Raw genomic sequence first — 22,422 nt, forward strand, 5'->3', positions numbered from 1 at the left:
GCTACACTTTTTTAGTGTAAGCTCCAACGCCTTACTTTTTATTTACTGGGGTTTTGTCCCAGCCTCTATTTGCTGCTCTGCTTGAACAATATTATTTAGTTGCGTTTTTCGATTGGAACGTAAGTTTGGTTGATTTTTCCAGTGTATTCAGCACGAGGGCGAATTAATCGGTTATCGCTGTATTGCTCCAAAATATGTGCTGTCCAACCAGAGGTGCGGCTAATTGCGAAAATAGGAGTGAAGAGGTCGTGCTCAATGCCTAGGCTATGGTAAGTAGACGCGGAATAGAAATCAACGTTAGGAACTAAGCCTTTTTCGTTTTTAATAATGTCTTCAATTTGAAGGGACATTTCGTACCATTTTGATTCACCAGTAATGCTTGTTAATTGCTTAGACATTTCGCGCAAATGTTTTGCACGAGGGTCTCCTTTACGATATACACGGTGGCCGAAGCCCATAATCTTCTCTTTATTGGCAAAAGCTTTATCTAAATAAGGACGAATGTTTTCCAGTTCACCAATATCAGACAGCATCTTCATAACCTGCTCGTTTGCTCCACCGTGCAATGGCCCTTTAAGAGCGCCAATCGCGCCTGTAATTCCAGAATACATATCAGATAGCGTAGCAACACAAACACGGGCAGTGAACGTTGACGCATTTAACTCATGGTCAGCATGTAAAACAAGTGCTTTGTTGAAAGCTGTTTCTGAAATTTCATCAGGTTCCTTTCCAGAAAGCATATAAAGAAAATTCGCAGCATAACTTAACTCTTTTTTAGGTTTTACTGGTTCTTGTCCATTTCTAATTCTTGCAAAAGCTGCAACAATTGTTGAAATTTTTGCTTGGATCTTTATTGCTTTCTCGTAATTTGCTTCGTCGCTCATGTTATCAGCTTCGCTATCATATAATGCAAGAGCAGAAATGGAAGTGCGTAAAGCAGCCATTGGATGAATTTCTTTTATTGGATAAGACTTCATTTGGTCAATGATTTCTTGTGGGATTTCAGCGTTCTCCGCTAACTTTGCTTTTAAATCGTCAAGTTCAGATTTCGTTGGCAGCTTATCATTCCACAACAAATAGACGACTTCTTCGAAGCTAGCGTTATCAGCTAAATCGTCAATGTTGTAACCTCTGTATGTAAGTACATCGTCTACAATTGAGCTTATAGCAGAATTTGCCGCTATAACACCTTCTAAACCACGGGTTGCTGTCATAAATTATCTCTCCCTTTCCTTAATGAATTGTCATCTTAGACCATTTTATAAAAATAAATTAGTGATCTGCCCTGTGCTAAAACACATAAGCAACTACAGCCAAATATAATTATAAACAATTATTGAACATTTTGGAATGAATATTAAGAAATTCTTTTTATTTGGATACCCTTGTTATATAACAAAAAAACATCATTCATTCACTTTCCTTCCTTTGTCGGGTAGGAAAAATAACATGGATATTGTAAAATACATAATGATGCCTCTTATTAAAAAAAGGTGGTTACCAATACATGAACCGTAATGTTGTCTATAGTGTTATCCGTTTTATTTCATTAATAATCATCTTATTTTTAAGTTGTCTTTTGTTGTATTATGCCGCAAAAGTAACATATCCTTTCATTATTGCATTCGCTTTCGCCTTTTTAATAAATCCAATTGTTAACTTCTTTGAAAAAAGATGGAAAATAAGGCGGGCTTTTTCTGTTCTTTTAACGATGTTACTTATTTTGCTCGTTGTTGCCGGCATTGTTACGATCATCGTGATGGAAGCGATTAATGGATTTATTTATTTGGCTGATATTGTTCCAGGCAAATTCCAAATTCTTGTCCGCTACTTAGAAACGTTCTTCGTTGACAGCATTTTGCCGTTCTACAATCAACTGGCGTTGATGCTTGACAATTTAGATCCATCTTATCAAAATACGATCATTGAAAATGTTGAATCGATTGGTTCCCAAATTACAGACGGCTTTAAAAATGCAATGCAGGCACTTGCCACTGGCATTTCCGCCATCATTGTCAGCCTGCCTAACTTTGCGACTGCGTTTATCATCTCACTTCTAGCAACGTTCTTTATAAGTAAAGACTGGTATAAATTAAAAGAAATGTTTCGCAAAATCACTCCAGAGAAAGCAGTGGAAAGCGGTGGAAATCTATATAATGAATTAAGAAAAGCCCTTTTTGGCTTCATTAAAGCCCAGGCGACACTTATTTCCATTACAGCTGTTATCGTATTGGTCGGTCTTTTAATTTTACGGGTGGATTATGCCATTTCAATTGCGCTTATTATCGGTTTGGTTGATCTGCTGCCTTACTTAGGAACTGGCCTTATCTTTGTTCCATGGATTATCTACAGTTTCTTTACAGAAAATTATTTTCTAACGATTGGATTGTCTGTTCTATACAGCATTGTCGTTGTCCAAAGGCAAGTGATGGAACCGAAAATTCTTTCATCTAATATTGATATGGATCCGCTTGCGACACTTATCGCTTTATTCGTCGGATTTAAGCTTTTCGGCTTTTTAGGATTGATTCTCGGCCCTGTTCTGCTTGTTGTCGGTAAAACACTTTACAAAACGGGTGTGTTTAATGAATTGTGGAGATTTATCGTTGTGAAATAAAGAAGCTGCTTGTCCCCAGATACCGTGGGACAAGCAGCTTCTTTAAATTTTCAACTGATTTTTAATGCCCAAAAATAGTTTGAAGCTTATGCTCCTTCAAGATTTTCTTTTCCTGATTTTGAACGTGTCATATATTTAAAAAGGAAGACAAGTATGATGATGACAATCCCAGATATTTCTACTGCAGTTTGAGGGATGAACATCATAATTCCGGCTACAAACAAAATAATTCTTATGATTGGATTTATCTCGCCTCCCCCTAACAAATATCCTTCTAAAGCGCTGGCGATTACAAATATACCGATCGTTGCCAATATAATGGCGATTACGGTTTCAGTCCATTCTCCACGCCCAATTAGAATCTCCGGATTGTACACCATGTAAAACGGCACAATGAATTTAACAGCGCCAAGTTGGACCGCTTGAAAACCGGTTTTCATCGGGTTCGCCCCTGCGATGCTTGCCGTTGCGAAAGCTGCCAATGCAACAGGGGGTGTAATATAGGATACAGTTGCCCAATAGACAACGAATAAATGGGCTGCAATTGGATCAACACCAATCGCCACAAGTGCCGGCGCCATGATAATTGCTAAGAACACATAGACTGCTGATACGGTCATACCCATACCAAGTACGAAACATGTAATGGCTCCGCCGAGGAGAATGAGGAGTGTATTGTCTCCAGCAGCAGCTACCAATTCTCTGGAGAATGAGAAGGAAACCCCTGTAGCCGACAAGGCTCCTACGATAAAACCAACTCCAGCAATCAATACAACAATGTCAGCCAAAACTTTTCCTACATTGACTAACATATCAAAAAATTGTTCCTTGTTCATCCGCGTTTCTTTTTTAATCATTGCGATAATGATCAAAGCTAAACTTGCATAATAAGGTGCTTGTCCCTCTGAATTAAGCACAGCCAAGAAATAAATCATGAGAGCAATGGCTAGGATGTAATACCATCCTTCTTTTAGTGTTTTCCAGAAGGAAGGAATTTCTGATTTTGGCATCCCTTTCAAATGATTTCTAGCCGCATTTCCATCAATTTGTATAAATACGCCTAAATAATATAAGAGGGCTGGAATTGCTGCAGCCAACGCGATTTCATAGTATGGTACGGCCAAAAATGACGCCATAATAAAAGCAGCCGATCCCATAATTGGAGGTGTGATTGTTCCACCGGTCGAAGCAGTCGCTTCAATTGCGGCGGCATAGTGTGGCTTGTAGCCCGTCTTTTTCATCGCTGGAATCGTCATCGCTCCGATTGTAACAGCGTTTGAAACCGCACTTCCGCTTAACATTCCAAAGAACGCACTGCCGACAACCGCAACTTTCGCGGAACCTCCGCGTGATCTTCCAAAAATAGAGAGTGCCAATTTAAAGAAAAAGTCTCCGCCGCCTGTCCGGGTAATGACGACCCCGAAAACGAGGAAGCCTAGAAGTAAATTCCCGATTGTTGAATACGCGATTCCGAATACGCTATTTGAACTCATAATATGGTTTCTTGCAGTCGTTAAGAAATCATAGGATTGCCCTTGCAAAAAGCCAATGGGTACATCTGCTGCGATCAAAGGATAAAGGGAGATCAACCCACAAATGAGCATGAGCACAAGCCCCCCGACTCTTCTCAACGCCTCTAGTAAAAGCGCCCAAAGAATAATACTGAAAACAGTCGGCAGCATGGGGGCATTCCAGTCCCAGCCTTCCAAAATAATCCGGTTTCCTTGCATTCCGAAATAAGTAACGATAACCAACGAAACGACAAATAGAATGATATCAAACCATTTCACAGAGTCTGTATGCGTTTTTCTCGCTGGAAAAATCAAAAAGGATATTGGCATAAAAGCAGCCAACAAATAGTAAAGGTAAGAAGTTTCAATCGGATTGAATCCGAAAGCTTCTAAATAAAACAACTTGTTAATCGATAGGAAAATCCCCAATAGCATTGAGATGACAACAATAACTTTCCAAAACAAGTTTAGTCTTTCGTTCTCTCTTTCGTTTTCCATTCTTTAATCACCCCGCACATACAATTTTTCCAAATCTCCCCTTTTTGAAATGCTTAAAAGACATTCTGTAAAAAAGAGAAATAGAATGCCAGGAGGTAAAGCCGAGATGCTGACATTCTATTCAAGTCTAAAGTTACTTCACAAGTTCTGCTTTTTTCTCTAACCAAAATGCTGGAAAATCTTTATCAGAAATTCCTTCGTCTTTCGCTTCTTTCACAGCTTGATCCCAAGCTTCTTGAAGTTTCTTCTGCCTTTCAACTAACTCATCGTTTTTCGCTTGTTTTTCATCATCCCACATGTTATTTTCCTTGAAGAATTTAATGGCTCCTTCATGGAATGGTACGCCACGTGGTTCAGTTAATACTTCGTCTTTTGAGTATAAATAAAGTGTGCTTGTCGCATCTTTGTACTTATCAAATGTATCATTGAAAGCTTTAATTAATTCATAAACCGTATCAGGATCTTGATCTGCATAGCCTCCGATAAGATAAGCATGTCCCATAATATTCGTGTCTTTGTCCATTCCTGCGCCATCGTCAATAGTTCTTGGGAAGAACCAAGAAGCAACATGTTCAACTCGTTTCCAGCCTTCTTTATCGTCTGGATCCATTTCCAGCCAACGAACGCCGCCTTTACTATCGGCTTCAAACATTGAAGAAGCTGCCGGGTTGATACTTGCAACGTCAATTTGTCCTTGAACCAGCGCTTCCCCTTGCCCTGCATAAGAAGTTAACTCAACAACTTTCACGTCATCCCATGTTAAACCAGCGAATGCCAGCATGGCTTCCGTTTTAATATTAATCGAAGAGTTTCCGCTAATGAATGGAACTTTTTTTCCTTTTAGGTCTTCAATTGATTTAATATCGGATTTTTCTTTAACACCCAATCCAAACGGACTGATTGGCGCCCAATAACCTTGTACGTTTTGCGGACCCCATTCAGGTGAAGCAAATTCTTCGATCGCTTCAAATGAGAATTGAATCTCGTCACCCAATTTTCCAATCGAGGCTTTCCCGTCTCTCAAAGGAATCATACGGCCTACGCCACTTGCGGAAGGCAGCATTCTCACTTGTGTTCCATATTCATCAGTAAGACTGTTTGCGATCGCTGACATTTCTGCATAGCCACCAGAACCTACGTCATATACGCTCCAAGTCATTTGTTTTGGCAATCCAGATTCTGAAGCCGCGTTATTATTGTCTGAATTCCCTTTCTTTTCACCAGCATTATCATTGCCGCAGCCTGCTGCTATAAGCAATACAGCGAAAAGTGCGAAAAATAGAAAGTATTTTTTCTTAAACAATCTAGGTTCCCTCCTAAAAATATCTTTATCTTATTTTTTCTTTAACTCCATCCATTCATTCAAAATTCGATCCTCCCTTACTTCGCTAACGTTTTCATGCAAAAATAATTTTATAGATAAAAAAACTTATAGTCAATTAGAAAGAAAATTAAAAATCGGCATTTGCTTGTGAAGATTTTATATATAAATATAATAAAAAAGTAACCCTAATAAGTGTTAGGGTCATCATATGATGCCGTACTTATTCATTTTTTCATAAAAAGTGGACCGGCTTATTCCTAACAATCTGGTAGCTTTTGCCTTATTTCCATTCGTTTCGATTAACGCTTCCTCCAGCTCTTTCTTTTCATTGGAAGGTTCTATTGTTCTTTTCATGTTGTTTTCTTTCAATTCGTCCGGCAAACTTGACATCGTTATCTGCCCTTGCCCTGTTAAAGCCATTCCCCTTTGAATGATATTTTTTAATTCCCTTATATTCCCCGGCCAGTCGTATGCATAAAGAAGACCGGCCGCTTCTTCAGCTAACCCAGCAACCGAAGTGCCCAGCTCATCATTCAATTGTTGAATAAATGTATTAGCAAGCAACAGGATATCATTTTTTCTTTCGTGAAGCGGGGGAATCGTGACACTCATTACATTCAGTCGGTACAATAAATCTTCTCTAAATTTCTTTTCTTTGATTAATTTTTCCAAAGGAGCATTTGTTGCAGAAATAATTCGGACATCCACTTGAATGAGCTGGTTTCCCCCCACACGGTAAAAGCTCTTTCCCTCAATAGCACGCAATAGCTTCGACTGCAAATTTAATGGCATATCGCCGATTTCATCCAAGAAAAGCGTTCCGCCGTGTGCAAGCTCAAATTTTCCGGCATGTCCCTTTCTTTCAGCCCCGGTGAAAGCGCCAGCTTCGTATCCAAAAAATTCGGCTTCGAGCAACTGTTCAGGTATTGCCGCGCAGTTAATTGTAACAAACGGTTTATTGGAACGGCTGCTGCTTGCATGAATGGCATGAGCAAACAACTCTTTCCCTGTTCCGCTTGCTCCGCGTAGAAGGACTGGCAAGCTGCCTTTTGAAATTTTCTTTAAGGTCTGGATTATTTCTTCCATTTTGCTGTCCCGTGTTATAATGTCCTGCCATGTGTAGAGCGATGTAGAAGAACCATTTATCGGATCTTTTTTTGTTGAAAGCTGGTTAAAATTCCGTAAGCTTTGAAGTTCATTTAATTCTTGTCTGAGATGATTTGACAGCTCAGCAAATGCTCTTGTTACGCTTTGCTTTGTCAGCAGACCTGCGATTTTTCCATTTTCGTCCAAAATGACCGTTTCGCCGACTTTCGAATGCTGCACTCTATGAATCAACTGGTCCATCGTAATATCATTAGCTGTAATCGTAACATCTTTGATAATATACGGGGCGATTTCAGAATCGAGAGAAGCTCCACTCAAAATCATACGATACAACGAACTCCTCGTAAAAATACCGAGTAAATTGCCTTCTTCATCCCCGATTGGGATCGTGTTGTATTTTGTTTCCAGCATATACTCTGTAGCATCTTTTAACGTATCATGTACTTGAAGATATGTGTTGACAGGCTGCATAATATTCTCCAGTTTCATTTGAATGCCCCTCCCAAACCAGAAGTCAGATGTCAGAAGCCGGATTTAGCAAATTTTTTTCTTGTTTAAGAAAGCCCAGCTTAGTTTACTCTTTCTTGTATAAATGCTGAAGACTTCTTCGCTTCAGATACCATTTGCTCGATGAGTTCTTTCACAGACAATACTTCCTTGATGAGTCCGACAGATTGTCCGCATGACCAAATGCCGCCATCTAAATCGCCTTCAAAATAGACATGCTTCGCCCGTTGGCCTGTAATTAAAGGAAGCAGCTCTTCCAATGTTGCTCCTTCTTTTTCAAGCCGATCGACTTCTTTACTCACTTCGTTAACGGCTACCCTTGAAGGGCTTCCGATATTTCTCTGTACAACGATCGTATTTGTTTCATCTGCTTCAACCATCCAATTTTTTACATTGTCATGGATCGTTGCCTCTTTCGTTGCCATAAAGCGTGTGCCCATTAAGACACCTTCCGCACCGAGCGCGAGCGCACTGACAAGCCCTCTTCCATCAGCAAATCCCCCGCCTGCAATAACAGGGATAGCGACAGAATCAACGACGCGCGGCAAGACAACCAGTGTACCGACATCACTCATGCCTGGATGGCCGCCTGTCTCATTCCCGACAACGATGACGGCGTCAACGCCTAATCTTTCCGCTGTCTTTGCATATTTTGGACCGACAACTTTGTGCATGACTGTGAAGTTATTGTCTTTTAATAATGGCATTAACGGTTCAGGGCTTCTTCCGCTCGTTTCAACAATTCGCACGTCTTCTTCAATCATCACTTCGATAAAATCTTCATTGGGCGTTGCGGTTTGGCTTGGAAATAGATTTAGATTTACGCCGAAAGGCTTGTCTGTCAGTTTTTTGATTTTCTGGATTTCTTTACGGAGCGCTTCCGGCGTTCCTTGAGTTTTCGAGGTGATAATTCCCAAACCGCCTGCTTCAGATACGGCAGCAGCTAATTCACCTCTTCCAACTTGAAACATTCCTCCGCAAATAATGGGATATTCAATTCCGAGCAATTCAGTAATTTTTGTTTTCATGATTTTGTCTCCTTAATGTATTGTTTTTTATGAGTAAATCATAATCGATCATTCCCCGGAATTTGAAGAGTCTTTTTTACGAATTTACTTCTTCAAATCGAAGCTCAATGCCTCCAATTTCTTTTAATCAACCGCCTTCTTTCCCCTTTAATTTATTAATTGGCTCTACGTTTAGCATGTTCCCAACAAGTTCTACTCATCGTTTTTTACTCGTTAACTTTTTCACCCGCTTGTTTTCGGAGTACTTGCTTTAAAACCTTTCCACTCGCATTTCGAGGCAATTCATCGATGAATTCGACAATTTTTGGCTTTTTATAAGAAGCCAAATGTTCCGTACAGTAGGAGATAACCTCTTGTTCGCTTAAAGATTGTTCTGGCTTTAAGACAATCATTGCTTTTACGCTTTCCCCCCAATCCGCGTCAGGAACTCCTATCACCGCACATTCCAAAATGCTTGGGTGTGTATATAGCACTTCTTCAATTTCAGCCGGATAAATATTCTCCCCGCCGCTGATAATCATATCCTTTTTACGATCAACGATGTAAATAAATCCTTCCTCATCATATGTAACGAGATCTCCGCTATGGAACCAGCCGCCTGAAAAAGCTTCCTCTGTCGCTTCAGGGTTATTGTAATATTCTTTCATTACGGTTGGGCCACGGTATACGATTTCTCCGACTTCGCCAACAGCCACATCATTCATCTTATCGTCCACTACCCTGACTTCTAGATTAATAATTGGTTTTCCTACAGAGCTTGTTTTTCTTAATGCGTCTTCATGATTTAAAGAGGTTGCTGATGGGCTTGTCTCCGTTTGTCCAAACGCTTCATGATAAGAAGCGTTTTTAAACGTTTTCATAATCTTTTTCTTTAGTTCCAAAGGACAGATTGCTGCCCCTGCGGTACATTCTGTCATTGACGTCAAATCATACTTTTCCAAATTGGGAACTTGAAGAAGGAAGTTCCACATTGCTGGAACCAACATCATCGAATTAATTTTTTCTTTTTCAATCGTTTCGAGAATGTGTTCCGGATTAAAATCCCTATGGATGACAGCTGTACCGTTAAGCAGACAGTTTTTAATGACGTTAGCCATTGCTGCCACATGAAACATCGGAGGAACAATTAACTGTTTTGTGTATAATGGACTCCTTGTCTCCCACATTAGCAAAATACGATTAATGACTAAATTTTTATGTGTCAGAACAGCACCTTTTGGCCGCCCAGTTGTACCGGACGTATATACAATCATGCCGGGGTCATTGTCACTAAGCTGTTCACATGGCTGATAAGCAACGTTTGTTTCAAAAATAGAATCATAATTTATGAAATTACTATTTTTCTCACGATTTCCTGCAACAACGATTGATTTAACTTTAGGTATTCGCTTCCGAATTGAAGAGATTGCATCGGTGTATTCCTTGTCGATAATTAACATTTTTGAGTCAGAATTGTTGATGATATACTCCATTTCAGCTGGTGCCAATCGAAAATTAATCGGCACACCTACCGCCCCTGATAGAGAAACGCCAAAAAAAACTTCAATAAAGTGAAGCCCATTTTTAAAAATGAATGCGACCTTATCATCGTGCTTGATCCCTTGGGATTGAAGCCATCCAGCAATATGTGTCGCCCGGTCATCGATTTCCTGATAGGTTAATCTTTTGTCTTCAAAAATGAATGCTTCTTTATTTGGAGTTTTATGTGTTGCGCGCTTAAGCTGTTCTCCAATTAAAAGCTGTCTGGATAATAGCAGGGAAGATGTAGTCATTTCAATACCTCACTTTATGTGAATTACCGCCAATTGGCGGTAATTACTCATCTTACAATTATGCTTGCAATCAAATTCATTCCATCCTATTCGACTGTGCCGTTTTTTATATAAAGCAGCTTAGTTTTCTTCTAACAATTTTCGGAAATCTTCTATCATCTTATCGCCTTCGTAGCCTCTTTCGTTGGCATCTTTGACCCAAGCATCCCACGCGGCTTCACCTGCTTCTTTAAAATTTTCTAATTCTTTTTCAGGTAATTCAATAATTTCACCGCGGTCACTTAAAACTTCTTCCAATTTATCAAAAGCACCGGCAAGTTGGTCTGAATAAGACTTCACAAAAAGTTCTGTCAATGCAGGGTTTAATTCTTCATCAAACAGTTTTTGCAAATCATCTGGAAGTTTGTCATGGAATTCTTTGTTCATAACCGGAATTAACGTTGTAGTAGCTATATTGGCCTTCGTAATGTATGGAGCTGGTTCGTAAAATTTATAGCCATATGCCCCAACAGGCGAGTAAAACGTCGTTTCGATCGTTTTTTTCTGAAGCCCTTCATACGTATCATCTACTGTAATTGATACTGGAACACCGCCTAAAGCTTTTATAAGCTCTGTTTCACTTTTACTGCCTGCACGTATTTTTGCCTTTTTCATATCTGTAGCTGCTTTTACAGGCTTAGTCGAAAATATGTTGTAAGGGTCTGATGTAAACGCATCCATAGCAATAACGCCAGTTATGCCTTCTTTAACAAATTTTTCGGCAAATTCCTTTAAGACAACGGCACCTTCTTCTGGACTTTCAACAGCAAAAGGGAGATTACCGATTGAGTACGGAAAAAATTCGGTGTCATAGGAATAAGCTGCCGCCAATAAGCCAACTTCATACAACCCGCCTTTTACATCTTGATACACAGATGGTGTTTTACCTAAAGTCGCTCCATGATAAATATTTACTTTTACTTGGCCATCTGTTTTTTCCTCCACCATTTCCTTCCAAGGCTCATAAACATTGGTTGCAATATGATGGGTAGAAGGTGCCCAGTTGTTTATATTTAACTCAAATACTTCACCGTCTTTAGACTGGCTTGACTCGTTTGACTGGTTTTCCGTTTCATTTTTTTCCGAGCCTGTACTGCTGCTCTCAGTTTTACCGCCACCACAGCCGACTAGGAGAATGCCAATTAATAAAAATAGGAATGTTGCAAATATTCTATTTGAAAAAGCTTTGTTATTCATCATAGTTAACCCCCTAAAAAAATATCGTTTGTTTTAAATCTGTCCTGGGTGGTGGATGAACCACCCAGCAACAACGGTTTAAATTAATCGGATTTCTCTTTCCCCACGATGGACACAAATGAAACACACTGCCATGGGGTACCACCAAGGTTATGGGTTAAGCCGATTTTAGGATTGTCAAGCTGCCTCTGTCCTGCTCTTCCTTGAAACTGAAGATACATTTCATACAGCATCCGAAGCCCGCTTGCTCCAATTGGATGGCCGAAAGATTTCAAACCGCCGTCAGGATTGACTGGAAGCCTTCCTTCGAGCTCAAATGCGCCATCAAGGACGTCTTTCCAACCTTCGCCGCGCTCACTAAAGCCTAAGTCTTCGTAAATGACGAGTTCTGTAGGAGTGAAGCAATCGTGCACTTCCGCCATATCAATTTCTTCCCGCGGGTTTGTGATCCCGGCTTCCTTATAAGCCGCAGTAGACGATGCGACGTTTTCCTGGATCGAAGTGAAATCAAAATCTTGCCTTATTCTTCCGTCGCCTGGGCCTGCGGCAATCGAAAGCGCTTTGACGTACATTGGGTCTTTGCGATATTTATGCGCATCCTCTGAACGGACGATAATTGCCGCGGCAGCGCCGTCTGCAACGCCGGAACAGTCCATGATACCTAGTGGGGCAGCAACCATTGGCGACTTTTTGATTTGCTCGATTGGTACTTCGTTCCGGAATTGGGCTTTCGGGTTTAAGGATCCGTTATAATGATTTTTCCAAGCGATTCTTGATAATACTCCTTTCCCTTGCTCAGGATCCAAACCATACTTTTTAAAATATGCGGGCGCAAGAAATGAAAAGCTTGCCGGCGCAGTGATGTTTGGAGCGGTACCGTCTGAAGGTGGTTGAGGCCTTGTCAATCCGCTATAACCGGAATCCTTTAGCTTTTCTACTCCAATCGCAAGCACGATATCATAAACGCCTGAAGCAACAGCGTAGCACGCGTTACGGAAAGCTTCTGAGCCAGTTGCGCATAGGTTCTCGACTCTCGTAACCGGAATATATTGTGTTTTTAGAGGGCCGGCCAAAGTGAAGCCAGCATAACCTGATGCCATCGTACCAAGCCATGCTGCTTCAATATCAGTTGGCTCAATTCCCGCATCTTCAAACGCGTCATAGGCCGCATCAACGAGGAGGTCATCCACACTTTTATCCCAGTGTTCGGCAAATCTTGTACACCCCATCCCGATAACAGCGACTCGATCTCGAATTCCTTTACTCATTTCGTTTCCACTCCTTTCACCTTTTCGGTCTTGCTTTCCAGAAGTAATTATGGATTCCGCCTGCTTCAAACAGCTTGCGGAAGGTTAATTCAACTTCCATGCCAATCTCTATTTCTTTCGGGTTGCAGTCGGTAACCTCACACATAATCCGCCCGCCGCCTTCAAAGTCGATGACAGCGATAAGTGCAGGAGGCGCGGGAGTTGGTGCAAGAAAGTCAAGTGTATAGGTCGCAATTTTTGCCGTGCGCCCAACGAATCTGTAATCTTCCATTTGATCTTTTGTTTGGCATTCTGCGCAGACGCGCTGTTTGGGAAATTGCGGTGTTCCACACGCTTGGCATTTCGAGCCGTAAAATCCGAGATTTTGATCGTAATTGCGGTACATTGCTGGCGCCGATGGTCGATCAGTCGCAGGCCTTCTTGGCGGTTCGGTTTCGAGAAGCCCTTTCCGCTTAAGATAGCTGCTGTATGGGAGTTCATTATCCTTAATATCAAGGTAACCTTTGATGCCTCTTCGTTCAGACAGTTTCGATATGCTATCTGTCACTTCAAAAAGCATAAGGTCCGTCCCTTCCGCGTAGGAAACAAGCAAAATCTTATCTCCTGGCTTTGCTTCTTCCAGTGCAGAAACAAGCACCATTCCGGGATGGGCACTCCCCGCTTGCCCAATTTGGTCAAATAATGGATTTTGAATTTGATCCTTATTCAAACCTAATTGTTGCGCCACCTTTTGATAACCTCTTGTGCCTGGTACGGAAATGGCTGCTTTTGAAAGATTAGCGATTTCAATATTGTTCTTCTGCAGCAACTCAGCTACCAATTTATTGATGCTTGACAAAAAAACGGTTGAAACAAATCTCTCTTCCCAGTTGTGAACAAAAGAATCGCCTTCATTTCGCCATTCTCCTACAATTTCTTCTTGCATACTGACAGAATCTATGAGCTTAGCGATGATATCTTCTCCATCGCCTACTAAAAATGAGACGGCGCCATCTCCAAATAATTGTTCATTTGAACCGCTCGGCCCACCTATTTGCGAATCGGATGCAACAACGAGTGTCGTGCCATTTTGGTTTAGTGCCGATAATAAAGAAGAAGAACCTGCTCGAAGAGAATGTGCTGCTTCAATTCCCCGTACATTTTCTTGAAGATCGAGCGCCTTTGTAATGGTTGAAATGGATGATTTTTCAACGTAAGGCCCGCTTGTTGTAGCAAAATAGACCGAATCAACTTTCTTTTCATCCAATCCATCCAAACAGTCAAACGCTGCTTCAACACTCATTGACACCGTGTCTTCATCAAAGTTAGCGACTGCTTTTTCTCCTGCAAAAGTTGACGTACCAAAGAATTCTTTAATCTTTTTTCGTTGAAGACGGTTATATGGTATGTAAGCACCATAAGATAGAATTCCTCGCATGCTTTTCCCTCCCTATTTTTCTTATCGTTAATCATTTTTTGAAGGGAGCACCCCTTCAAATATCCCTGCCAATTTGACTTCCCCTTCACTGTTCATTGCCAAAACTTCACCAACAATTATGTTGTTTTCTTTTTTCTCCAGCACTTTCCCAGTTATTTCGATTGATTCCCCAGGCTTGGTCATTTTCTTAAAGCGCACTTGGAATTTTTTAACGTTTTTCCGTGGAATCCATGTTGTCACGCCTTGGGCTGCCATTCCCATAATAAGCATGCCGTGCGCAATGATTCCTGTACCAGCTTGTTCACCCACTTCCTCTACTGTATGAAGAGGATTAAAGTCCCCTGAAGCTCCTGCATATTTCACAAGCTGAACTCTCGTAATCTCATCTTTTTGCAGCGTTGGAAAACTGTCACCTACATTGATCTCTTCATAATACATACTTGCTTGCCTCCTTTTTTAAAATTAATGGCGATGGACGGTTACATTTCTTGAAATGGCAACTAAGTCGCCATGTTGGTTTTTATATTGGTTTTCTGTTGTGATTAAATCCATCCCACCGGATGAGCCCTTTTTAATGTCGACGTTTATCACTTTTGAAGAGACGGTCAGTACATCCCCTGCATAAATATCTTCTAAGTATTCAAAATGCTGTTCTCCGTGTAAAATTTTTACGGGATTCAATTTGAGCTTTTCCATTTTCTCTTGGAATGAATAACCGCCCCATAGATCAATAACTTGCAGGAAGGTTAAAGGGATTGGAATCCCTTGAAACCCTTCTTTTTTCGCTGCCTCCATATCGAAATAAATAGGATTGTCGTCCCCAATCGCTTGAACAAATTCTCTTATTTTCCCTTTTTCAATTTCAAAGCAATACGGCTCGAATTCAAGCCCGACTAGATCGTTAACATTTGACACTTTCTCTCACCTCTTTAAAATTTTTATGAGTTATGCCGACACAGCTTAAGATGTTCAACTAAAAGCATCTACGAAATTTTCTGATTATCTATTAGACTAGTGGATCATACGGGAATACATCGGCACTTACTTCAAGCGGTGTAAAGCTGGATTTTAATGCCCCTTTGATTTGGCCGATGCTTTCGACTGTCCAGCCTTCGGAATTGTAGGCGGAACGAACTGGACGCGGTTGAGAAAATACCATAATTTCTTTTCCTCTTACACCAAAAATTTGCCCTGTTACATCTAGTGCATCATCTGTTGCTAGATAAGCAACGATTGGCGCGATATGGGCCGGTGACATTTGTTTAATCTTTTCAACCCTTGCTTCTTCACTTTCAGATTCTGTCGGAATCGTGCCAATCAATCTGCTCCAGGCAAATGGCGCAATCGCATTGGCTGTGACGTTGTAGCGTGCCATATCCAAAGCAGTGCTGTTTGTCAGCCCCCAAATGCCCATTTTTGCTGCCGCATAGTTCGCTTGGCCAATGTTTCCGATTAATCCTGATGTAGAAGTAAAGTTAATGAATCTTCCGCTTTTTTGTTCTTTAAAATGAGGAGCAGCGGCTCTTGTCATGTTGTATGAACCTTTTAAGTGAACGGCGATAACGAGATCCCACTCTTCCTCACTCATTTTAAACACCATACGGTCTCTTAAAATTCCAGCATTGTTGACGACAATATCAATCTTGCCAAAGCTATCAATGGCTTGCTTAACCATTTTTTCAGCATTTTCAAATTCAGCGACAGAGTCGTAATTCGCAACGGCCTCTCCGCCAGCTTCCTTAATCTCATTGACAACTTCATCTGCAACTTTTGCATCGCTTCCTTCTCCTGCTCCCGTGCCACCCAAGTCATTAACGACAACTTTTGCCCCTTCTTTTGCCATTAGGAGCGCGATTTCACGGCCAATCCCGCGGCCGGATCCTGTGACGATTGCCACTTTTCCTTCTAAACTTTTCATTTTCAACAACCTTTCGTTTTTTATATTAATTTAAGCAAACTGTGAATCCCAAAAAGGTTTGCGCAATTCTGTTTTTAAAACTTTGCCTGCGGCGTTACGCGGTAAATCTTGGACAAATTCGATGCTTTTCGGTTTCTTATAACTTGCCAGGTGTTGCTTGCAATAATCAATGATGTCGTGTTCGTTAACGTTATTACCTCTTGGAACAATAAATGCTTTTAATGACTCTCCCCATTTTTCATCTGGGACGCCAATGATCGCGACTTCCCTGACATATGGATGTTTATATAGCACATCCTCGATCTCTTCGGGGTAAATGTTTACACCGCCGCTAATAACCATGTCTTTTTTTCTTCCGACAATGTAATAGAAACCATTCTTATCCTTTTTAGCTAAATCTCCTACTGTTGTATAACCTTTGTGCGATGCTTTTTCTGTTTCTTCAGGATTGTCAAGATATCCACTAAATCGAAAAGGATTTTTAACGTAAATCTCGCCGACTTCACCATCCGATACTTCGTTTCCGTCTTTGTCTAATATTTTTATATCATTAAAAAGCGCCGGCTTGCCAACTGATCTTTCTGTTTCCATCTGTTGATCAGGACGTAAAACAATGTTCACTCCAATTTCTGAGGCTCCATAAAATTCAAAAAGTCCGGAATGGGAGAAAAATGAGATAATCCTTTCTTTCGTCCTAGTCGGCAAAGATGAGCCTGCTGATATCAATGTTTTTACACTGCTTGTATCATATTTTGCTTTAACGTTTTCATCCAGCTCCAAGACAAAGTTATACATCGTTGGTGCCATGAAGAAATTTGTCACATTGTATTTGTCTATATTTTTCAATACTTCCTCTGGTTCAAATTCTTTCATAATAACAAGCGTTCCACCCATGACGATTTGAGTTATCAAAAAACTATGTGGAGCAGAATGATATATAGGAGCGGTGATTAACTGAATGTCCTTCTCCCCTATACCGAATTCGATCGCTTCAGATAATACAAGCATTTTGCGGGATTCGTGTGTTGAGATTATTCCTTTCGGATTACCGGTTGTCCCGGATGTATATCCAATATAATAGACATCTTTGTTATCCACTGAAATATTTGGTCTTTCTGTTGATTGGAAGTTCAAGAGTTTGCTATAAGATTCTTTTATACTTTCATTGCAATCAATATTAAAATAATCCTTAACTTCAACATGGTTTTTTACAGATTGAACAATGTCGACAAATTCCTCAGAAAAAAATAAGCCTTTTGGGTTACAATGTTTTAACAAGCTGGTAACTTCTGTACTTGTCATCCGATAATTTATAGGTGTAAAAGTAACACCTGCTTTTACAGCACCGAAAATAATGACAGGATATTCAATATGGTTTTTGGAAAGGATTGCAATTCGATCATTTCTCTTATACCCCATGCTAATTAATAGGTTAGCGAATTGATTTGTCCGTTTTTCAAATTTACTGTGGCTTAATACCTTATCTTCAAAAATAACCGCCGGTTTCTCTCCTAGGTCCGAGCCATTCAATGAGTACAAATCAGCTATAGTCACTTAATATGCCACCTTCTTCTTAGAATTTGCTTAAAGATTCAAATTCTTTGAAATGATCACTTTCATAATTTCATTTGAACCTGCAAAAATGGATGTGACTGGAATGTCCCGGTAACGGCGTGCAATTTCATATTCTTCCATATAGCCATATCCTCCGTGCAGCTGCATACATTCACCCGCAACTCGCTTAGCCATATCTGTGATCCACATCTTCGCCATTGATACTTTTGTGACAATATCTTCTTTATTTATATGTCTCATGATGAGATCATCAAGGAAAGTACGTCCAATTTGGACTTCGGTCGCCATTTCAGCAATTTTAAATTGCGTATTTTGAAATTTACTGATCGGCCGTCCGAATGCTTCCCGCTCCTTCACATACTTCGCCGTCATTTGCAGCATATCTTCTGCAGCGGATTGTGCGTTGATTGCACAGACTAATCTTTCTTGTTGAAGTTTTGTCATTAAATAATAAAAGCCTTTTCCTTCCTCACCAAGAAGATTCGATACTGGAACTTTTGCATCTTCGAAAATAAGTTCGGCTGTATCCTGGCTGTGCATTCCCACCTTGTCTAATTTTCTTCCCCGTGAAAATCCCGGTGTATCTCTTTCCACAAGAATTAGGCTTATTCCTCGGTGTGCCGGATTGGCTTTTGGATCCGTTTTACAAGCCACGATAATTAAATCAGAATGGATGCCATTCGTAATAAACGTTTTTTGTCCGTTGATGATATAATGATCGCCGTCTCTTACCGCTGTCGTACTAATTCCGGCAAGATCTGATCCCGCGCCTGGTTCTGTCATCGCTACAGCTGTGACAATGTCACCGTTTACACAACCAGGTAAATATTTTCTCTTTTGTTCCTCTGTGCCAAAAGAATCGATATACGGAACGATGATGTTGCTATGCGTGCCAAAACCACTCAATCCAGCACCGATTCTCCAAATTTCTTCTCCCAGAATGGCTGCGAAACCGAAGTTCACTCCCATTCCTCCGTATTTTTCATCAACCCACGGGCAGAGGAATCCTTTTTCTCCCATTTTCGTCCAGACTGAACGAGGGATGATTCCGTCTTTTTCCCATTGATTGAAGTTGGGAACAACTTCTTTCTCTAAAAATTTGCGCAACGATTCCCGGAACATGCGATGCTCTTCTGTAAAATAAGGACGGTCTTCTTTCTGCACTTCTAAAATGGTTGTCTCAGCCATCCCTAATCCCCCTAACAAAAATTTATTTGTTTTTTTCGATTATTTATAAAGCAATTTTCATGCCAAAAATAAACCGAGCGCTATTAAGATATGTTTATTTGGTTATGTCTATTAATTTGTACATTTATTGTAAACTGTCCGGATTTACGGACATATCTTCAACATCTGTCTGTACTATCTTTTTCGTTATTCTTAAACCGTCTTAAGAATCGAACACTTTTACACGGGCTAGTCTTGAAGGATTAACTGTATCTTTCTCGCAATTCCCTTTTTAAAATTTTCCCTAATGCATTTCTCGGGAAATCTGAAATAATTTCAACGTCTTGAACTCGCTGATATTTATTTAAGCGTTCATTAAGCCAGTTTTTTAACTCTTGGTGAGAAACTCTTGATTCATCCTTTACCGTTGCAAAGGCAAGCGGAGTTTCACCCCATTTTTCGTGTGGGATACCAATCACTGCACATTCAGAGACATCACGGTGTGAAGCAAGGACATTCTCTATGTCTGCTGAATAGATGTTTAACCCTCCTGAGACAATCATGTCTTTTTTTCTTCCTAAAATATATAGGAAGCCATCTTCATCGAATTTTCCCATATCACCTGTTTTGAGAAATATTTTCCCATCTTTTATCCACATCACTTCTTTTGTTTTGTCTGGAAGTTTGTAATACCCTTTCATCATGACTGAGCCATACCCAACGATTTCTCCCGCTTCCCCTTTAGGCAATTCCTTTCCTTCCTCATCAATAATTCGAATATCTGTACCGAATGTAGGAATTCCAACTGAGTCGGGCTTTTTCAAAACGTCTTCGGGCAAGAGAATGGTTCCTATCCCTTCGGTTAACCCGTAAAGTTCCGTGAATTCACAATTAAACTTTTCAATAATTTTTAATTTCATTTGTTTATGAAGAGGAGAAGCTACTGAAATAAGACGCTTATAAGATGACACATCATATGAATCGAAATCCTTTTCATTTAACACCATATAATATTGAGTTGGAACCATTAACGAATGTGTCGGTTTTTCTTTTTCGCTCAATTTAAGAAATTGAGCAGCATCAAATTTTTTCATACTAATGATTGTTCCACCAGTAACTAATGTCGGCAGCATAGGGGCCCAAGTACTATTTGTATAAAAGGGCGTCGTTAACAGCATCTTCGTCCGTTGGTCAATCCCTTTACTAATCGCAAGCCTTATCGAAAAAATAAAGCGTGAATAATGAGTGTGCAAAATGCCTTTTGGAACCCCTGTCGTTCCAGAGCTGTAAAGGATGATGCAGTCATCATTAAATTCTAAAGTCACATTAGGTTCTTCTGATGAAGCATTCGCGATGAACGTCTCAAATTTCATACATTTTTCGCTGCCCAAGCCGACTGTGATAATGTTATGATCCGAAAGACGAAGTTTGTCTTTCATTTCATTAATTAAAAATTCGTAATCTGAGCTAATAAATAACATCTGAGAATCCGCGCTATGAATCATATTAAGCAATGTATTCGCTTCCAACATTGTTGAGAGCGGAACCAGCACGCCGCCGGCTTTAATAATCCCGAACATGATTTCAATGCTTTCAACCATGTTGGACATAAAAACAGCAACTTTGTCGCCTTTTTTTAATCCATTTTTAATCAATGTATTTGCAACTTTGTTTATTCGCGTATTTAATTCTTCCCATGAAATGCGCTTTTCTTCAAAAATAAGAGCCAGTTTATTAGGTGTGTATTTTGCATGGCCCGCCATCAAATCTGTAATAATTGCTGGAACAGCATCAAAGGTCGCCAACTTTTTACCCCCCAAATTTAACTCCTTCATATTTTTGTTTTTCTTCTTCTATCAACTTTCGCTTCAAGATTTTCCCTACTGTTGATTTAGGCAATTCTTCTCTAAATTCAATGATTCGTGGTACTTTGTATTTTGCTAACCGGGCCGTACACCAATCCTTGATTTCATCTGCGGCAACTTCACCTTTTACAGAAAGAACCGCTTTCACTGTTTCCCCGCGATAGGCATCCGGAACTCCGTAAACACAGGCTTCTTTTACAAGCGGATGTTCATAGAGTACATCTTCAATTTCGACAGGATAAATGTTATAACCGCCCGCAATAATCATTTCCTTTTTGCGGCCAACGATATAAAAATATCCGTCTTCATCCTTTGTTGCAATATCACCGGTATAGAGCCAGCCATCCCGTATTGTCTCTTTTGTAGCTTCAGGCTTTTTCCAATAGCCTTTCATGACTTGCGGGCCTTTAATAATAAGCTCTCCAGAACCTCCAAGCGGAACCTCCTGCGTCCCTGTCTCAATATCAACAATTTTAGCCTCCGTACTAGGGATTGGGATTCCGATGCTGCCAATTTTGTTTTTTCCTTTTAAAGGGCCTCTATGTGCTGAGGTAGTTGCTTCTGAAAGTCCATATCCCTCCACAAATAACGCATCAGATATTGCCTTAACCTTCTTAATGATTTCAATCGGCATTGGAGCTGAACCGCCTACAAACAATCGAAAACTTTGCAGATCTTCCTGTTTAAAATCCGGATAATTCAACAAAGCGATATACATTGTCGGCGATCCAAGAAAAAGGGTTGGCCGATGTTTTCGAATAAGCTGGAATACATGATTAATTTCAAACCTTCTTACTGCTATATATGTTCCTCCTGTGAAAAGGCATAGAATCATACTCGTCATTCCCATTGCGTGAAACATTGGGGCAATGCCTAAAAGTCTGTGGCCGGACTCGCGGTAAACTTCTATTCCATATTCATAGGTTTGATGCAAGTTCGCAACGATATTATAATGGGTAAGCATAACGCCCTTTGGCTTCCCTGTTGTTCCGCCTGTGTATTGAAAAATTGCAACATCCTCTTTGAGATTCATATCAATCACAGGAAGACTGGTAGATTTTTCTTGAATGAGGTCATAAAAAGATTGTTCCCCATCACCATCGACATAATAAACTTTCAAAGTATGAAGTAAACCAATTTCTTCTAACTTTCTTGCTTCTTCTTTATATCCTACAAACCAAGCCGCTTCTGAATCTTTTAATATATGATCCAATTCATGCGGCTGGTACATCGGATTTACTTGAACGATGGTGCCACCCAATCGATGGACGGCAAAAAAGGTAATTAAATATTCGATGCTGTTTGGCAACATTAAAGCTAGTTTGTCACCCTTTTTAAATCCTTGTTTGAAGAGAGCAGATGCCAAGTATTCTGAGGACTTCTTTAACTCACGAAAAGTTAACGCTCGCTCTCCGTCAACGGCCGCTAAATGATTAAAATATTTGGACTCCATTCTCTCCAGCAATTGAAAAATTGACAAATTCGGTACTTCAATTTCATATGGGATTCCTTCTGGATAAAATTTGTGCCAATATCTCTCCAAAATGACTCACTCCTTATAGAAGTTTTTCTTTAAATGAATAGGATATCGGATCCATTATCACTATTAGTT

At 40.2% G+C, this 22,422-nt stretch carries 17 protein-coding genes; 1 reads left to right on the plus strand and 16 read right to left on the minus strand.

The window, feature by feature from the left end; all coding sequences use genetic code 11:
- Nucleotides 1-95: 95 nt before the first annotated feature.
- Complete coding sequence (gene citZ / locus DCC39_RS13505; RefSeq protein WP_116555428.1) at nt 96-1,214, minus strand: citrate synthase; 1,119 nt, start codon at nt 1,212-1,214, stop codon at nt 96-98.
- Between the two features lie 293 nt (nt 1,215-1,507).
- Here citZ and ytvI point away from each other — a divergent pair, with 293 nt between their 5' ends.
- Entirely contained in the window at nt 1,508-2,617 is a 1,110-nt protein-coding gene (ytvI, locus tag DCC39_RS13510; protein WP_116555429.1) for a sporulation integral membrane protein YtvI, read from the plus strand.
- An 86-nt stretch (nt 2,618-2,703) separates the two neighbouring features.
- On the opposite strand, the gene DCC39_RS13515 is transcribed toward ytvI, so the two are convergent.
- The 15 genes from DCC39_RS13515 to DCC39_RS13585 all read right to left on the minus strand — a co-directional run bounded on the left by DCC39_RS13515 (nt 2,704) and on the right by DCC39_RS13585 (nt 22,353).
- Nucleotides 2,704-4,626, minus strand: coding sequence for a TRAP transporter permease (locus tag DCC39_RS13515; protein ID WP_116555430.1), 1,923 nt, complete (start codon nt 4,624-4,626; stop codon nt 2,704-2,706).
- 133 nt (nt 4,627-4,759) lie between these two features.
- Complete coding sequence (locus DCC39_RS13520) at nt 4,760-5,929, minus strand: TAXI family TRAP transporter solute-binding subunit (protein ID WP_165820875.1); 1,170 nt, start codon at nt 5,927-5,929, stop codon at nt 4,760-4,762.
- A 225-nt stretch (nt 5,930-6,154) separates the two neighbouring features.
- Complete coding sequence (locus DCC39_RS13525; protein ID WP_116555432.1) at nt 6,155-7,546, minus strand: sigma 54-interacting transcriptional regulator; 1,392 nt, start codon at nt 7,544-7,546, stop codon at nt 6,155-6,157.
- An 80-nt stretch (nt 7,547-7,626) separates the two neighbouring features.
- A complete protein-coding gene (locus tag DCC39_RS13530; protein WP_116555433.1) occupies nt 7,627-8,592 on the minus strand; it encodes an NAD(P)H-dependent flavin oxidoreductase in 966 nt (321 codons plus the stop codon).
- Nucleotides 8,593-8,798: 206 nt separating this feature from the next.
- Nucleotides 8,799-10,364, minus strand: coding sequence for an acyl-CoA synthetase (locus DCC39_RS13535; protein ID WP_116555434.1), 1,566 nt, complete (start codon nt 10,362-10,364; stop codon nt 8,799-8,801).
- 120 nt (nt 10,365-10,484) lie between these two features.
- Nucleotides 10,485-11,603: a TRAP transporter substrate-binding protein DctP gene (dctP, locus tag DCC39_RS13540; protein ID WP_240613653.1), complete on the minus strand. Its 1,119-nt coding sequence runs from the start codon at nt 11,601-11,603 to the stop codon at nt 10,485-10,487.
- A gap of 80 nt (nt 11,604-11,683) precedes the next feature.
- Nucleotides 11,684-12,868: an acetyl-CoA acetyltransferase gene (locus tag DCC39_RS13545; protein WP_116555435.1), complete on the minus strand. Its 1,185-nt coding sequence runs from the start codon at nt 12,866-12,868 to the stop codon at nt 11,684-11,686.
- Between the two features lie 16 nt (nt 12,869-12,884).
- Entirely contained in the window at nt 12,885-14,285 is a 1,401-nt protein-coding gene (locus DCC39_RS13550; RefSeq protein ID WP_116555436.1) for an OB-fold domain-containing protein, read from the minus strand.
- Between the two features lie 27 nt (nt 14,286-14,312).
- Nucleotides 14,313-14,723: a MaoC family dehydratase gene (locus DCC39_RS13555; RefSeq protein WP_116555437.1), complete on the minus strand. Its 411-nt coding sequence runs from the start codon at nt 14,721-14,723 to the stop codon at nt 14,313-14,315.
- A gap of 24 nt (nt 14,724-14,747) precedes the next feature.
- Nucleotides 14,748-15,200 carry a MaoC family dehydratase N-terminal domain-containing protein gene (locus DCC39_RS13560; protein WP_116555438.1) on the minus strand — a complete coding sequence of 151 codons (453 nt, stop codon included), beginning with the start codon at nt 15,198-15,200 and terminating at the stop codon, nt 14,748-14,750.
- A gap of 91 nt (nt 15,201-15,291) precedes the next feature.
- A complete protein-coding gene (locus DCC39_RS13565; protein WP_116555439.1) occupies nt 15,292-16,203 on the minus strand; it encodes an SDR family NAD(P)-dependent oxidoreductase in 912 nt (303 codons plus the stop codon).
- Between the two features lie 30 nt (nt 16,204-16,233).
- Entirely contained in the window at nt 16,234-17,757 is a 1,524-nt protein-coding gene (locus DCC39_RS13570; RefSeq protein ID WP_116555440.1) for a class I adenylate-forming enzyme family protein, read from the minus strand.
- A gap of 30 nt (nt 17,758-17,787) precedes the next feature.
- Complete coding sequence (locus DCC39_RS13575) at nt 17,788-18,966, minus strand: acyl-CoA dehydrogenase family protein (RefSeq protein ID WP_116555441.1); 1,179 nt, start codon at nt 18,964-18,966, stop codon at nt 17,788-17,790.
- Between the two features lie 242 nt (nt 18,967-19,208).
- The gene (locus tag DCC39_RS13580; RefSeq protein ID WP_165820876.1) at nt 19,209-20,750 is read right to left on the minus strand and encodes an AMP-binding protein; all 1,542 of its coding nucleotides are present in this window, start codon (nt 20,748-20,750) and stop codon (nt 19,209-19,211) included.
- Between the two features lie 4 nt (nt 20,751-20,754).
- Nucleotides 20,755-22,353: a long-chain-fatty-acid--CoA ligase gene (locus tag DCC39_RS13585; protein ID WP_240613654.1), complete on the minus strand. Its 1,599-nt coding sequence runs from the start codon at nt 22,351-22,353 to the stop codon at nt 20,755-20,757.
- Between the last annotated feature and the right edge of the window lie 69 nt (nt 22,354-22,422).

The sequence above is a fragment of the Pueribacillus theae genome (genome assembly GCF_003097615.1).
Lineage (GTDB): Bacteria > Bacillota > Bacilli > Bacillales > UBA6769 > Pueribacillus > Pueribacillus theae.

What these genes read in the sequence shown, in the direction of transcription:
- citZ (WP_116555428.1), bottom strand. Translation starts at nt 1,214, where the DNA reads ATGACAGCAACCCGTGGTTTAGAAGGTGTTATAGCGGCAAATTCTGCT.
- ytvI (WP_116555429.1), top strand. Translation starts at nt 1,508, where the DNA reads ATGAACCGTAATGTTGTCTATAGTGTTATCCGTTTTATTTCATTAATA.
- DCC39_RS13515 (WP_116555430.1), bottom strand. Translation starts at nt 4,626, where the DNA reads ATGGAAAACGAAAGAGAGAACGAAAGACTAAACTTGTTTTGGAAAGTT.
- DCC39_RS13525 (WP_116555432.1), bottom strand. Translation starts at nt 7,546, where the DNA reads ATGAAACTGGAGAATATTATGCAGCCTGTCAACACATATCTTCAAGTA.
- DCC39_RS13530 (WP_116555433.1), bottom strand. Translation starts at nt 8,592, where the DNA reads ATGAAAACAAAAATTACTGAATTGCTCGGAATTGAATATCCCATTATT.
- DCC39_RS13535 (WP_116555434.1), bottom strand. Translation starts at nt 10,364, where the DNA reads ATGACTACATCTTCCCTGCTATTATCCAGACAGCTTTTAATTGGAGAA.
- dctP (WP_240613653.1), bottom strand. Translation starts at nt 11,603, where the DNA reads ATGATGAATAACAAAGCTTTTTCAAATAGAATATTTGCAACATTCCTA.
- DCC39_RS13545 (WP_116555435.1), bottom strand. Translation starts at nt 12,868, where the DNA reads ATGAGTAAAGGAATTCGAGATCGAGTCGCTGTTATCGGGATGGGGTGT.
- DCC39_RS13550 (WP_116555436.1), bottom strand. Translation starts at nt 14,285, where the DNA reads ATGCGAGGAATTCTATCTTATGGTGCTTACATACCATATAACCGTCTT.
- DCC39_RS13555 (WP_116555437.1), bottom strand. Translation starts at nt 14,723, where the DNA reads ATGTATTATGAAGAGATCAATGTAGGTGACAGTTTTCCAACGCTGCAA.
- DCC39_RS13565 (WP_116555439.1), bottom strand. Translation starts at nt 16,203, where the DNA reads ATGAAAAGTTTAGAAGGAAAAGTGGCAATCGTCACAGGATCCGGCCGC.
- DCC39_RS13575 (WP_116555441.1), bottom strand. Translation starts at nt 18,966, where the DNA reads ATGGCTGAGACAACCATTTTAGAAGTGCAGAAAGAAGACCGTCCTTAT.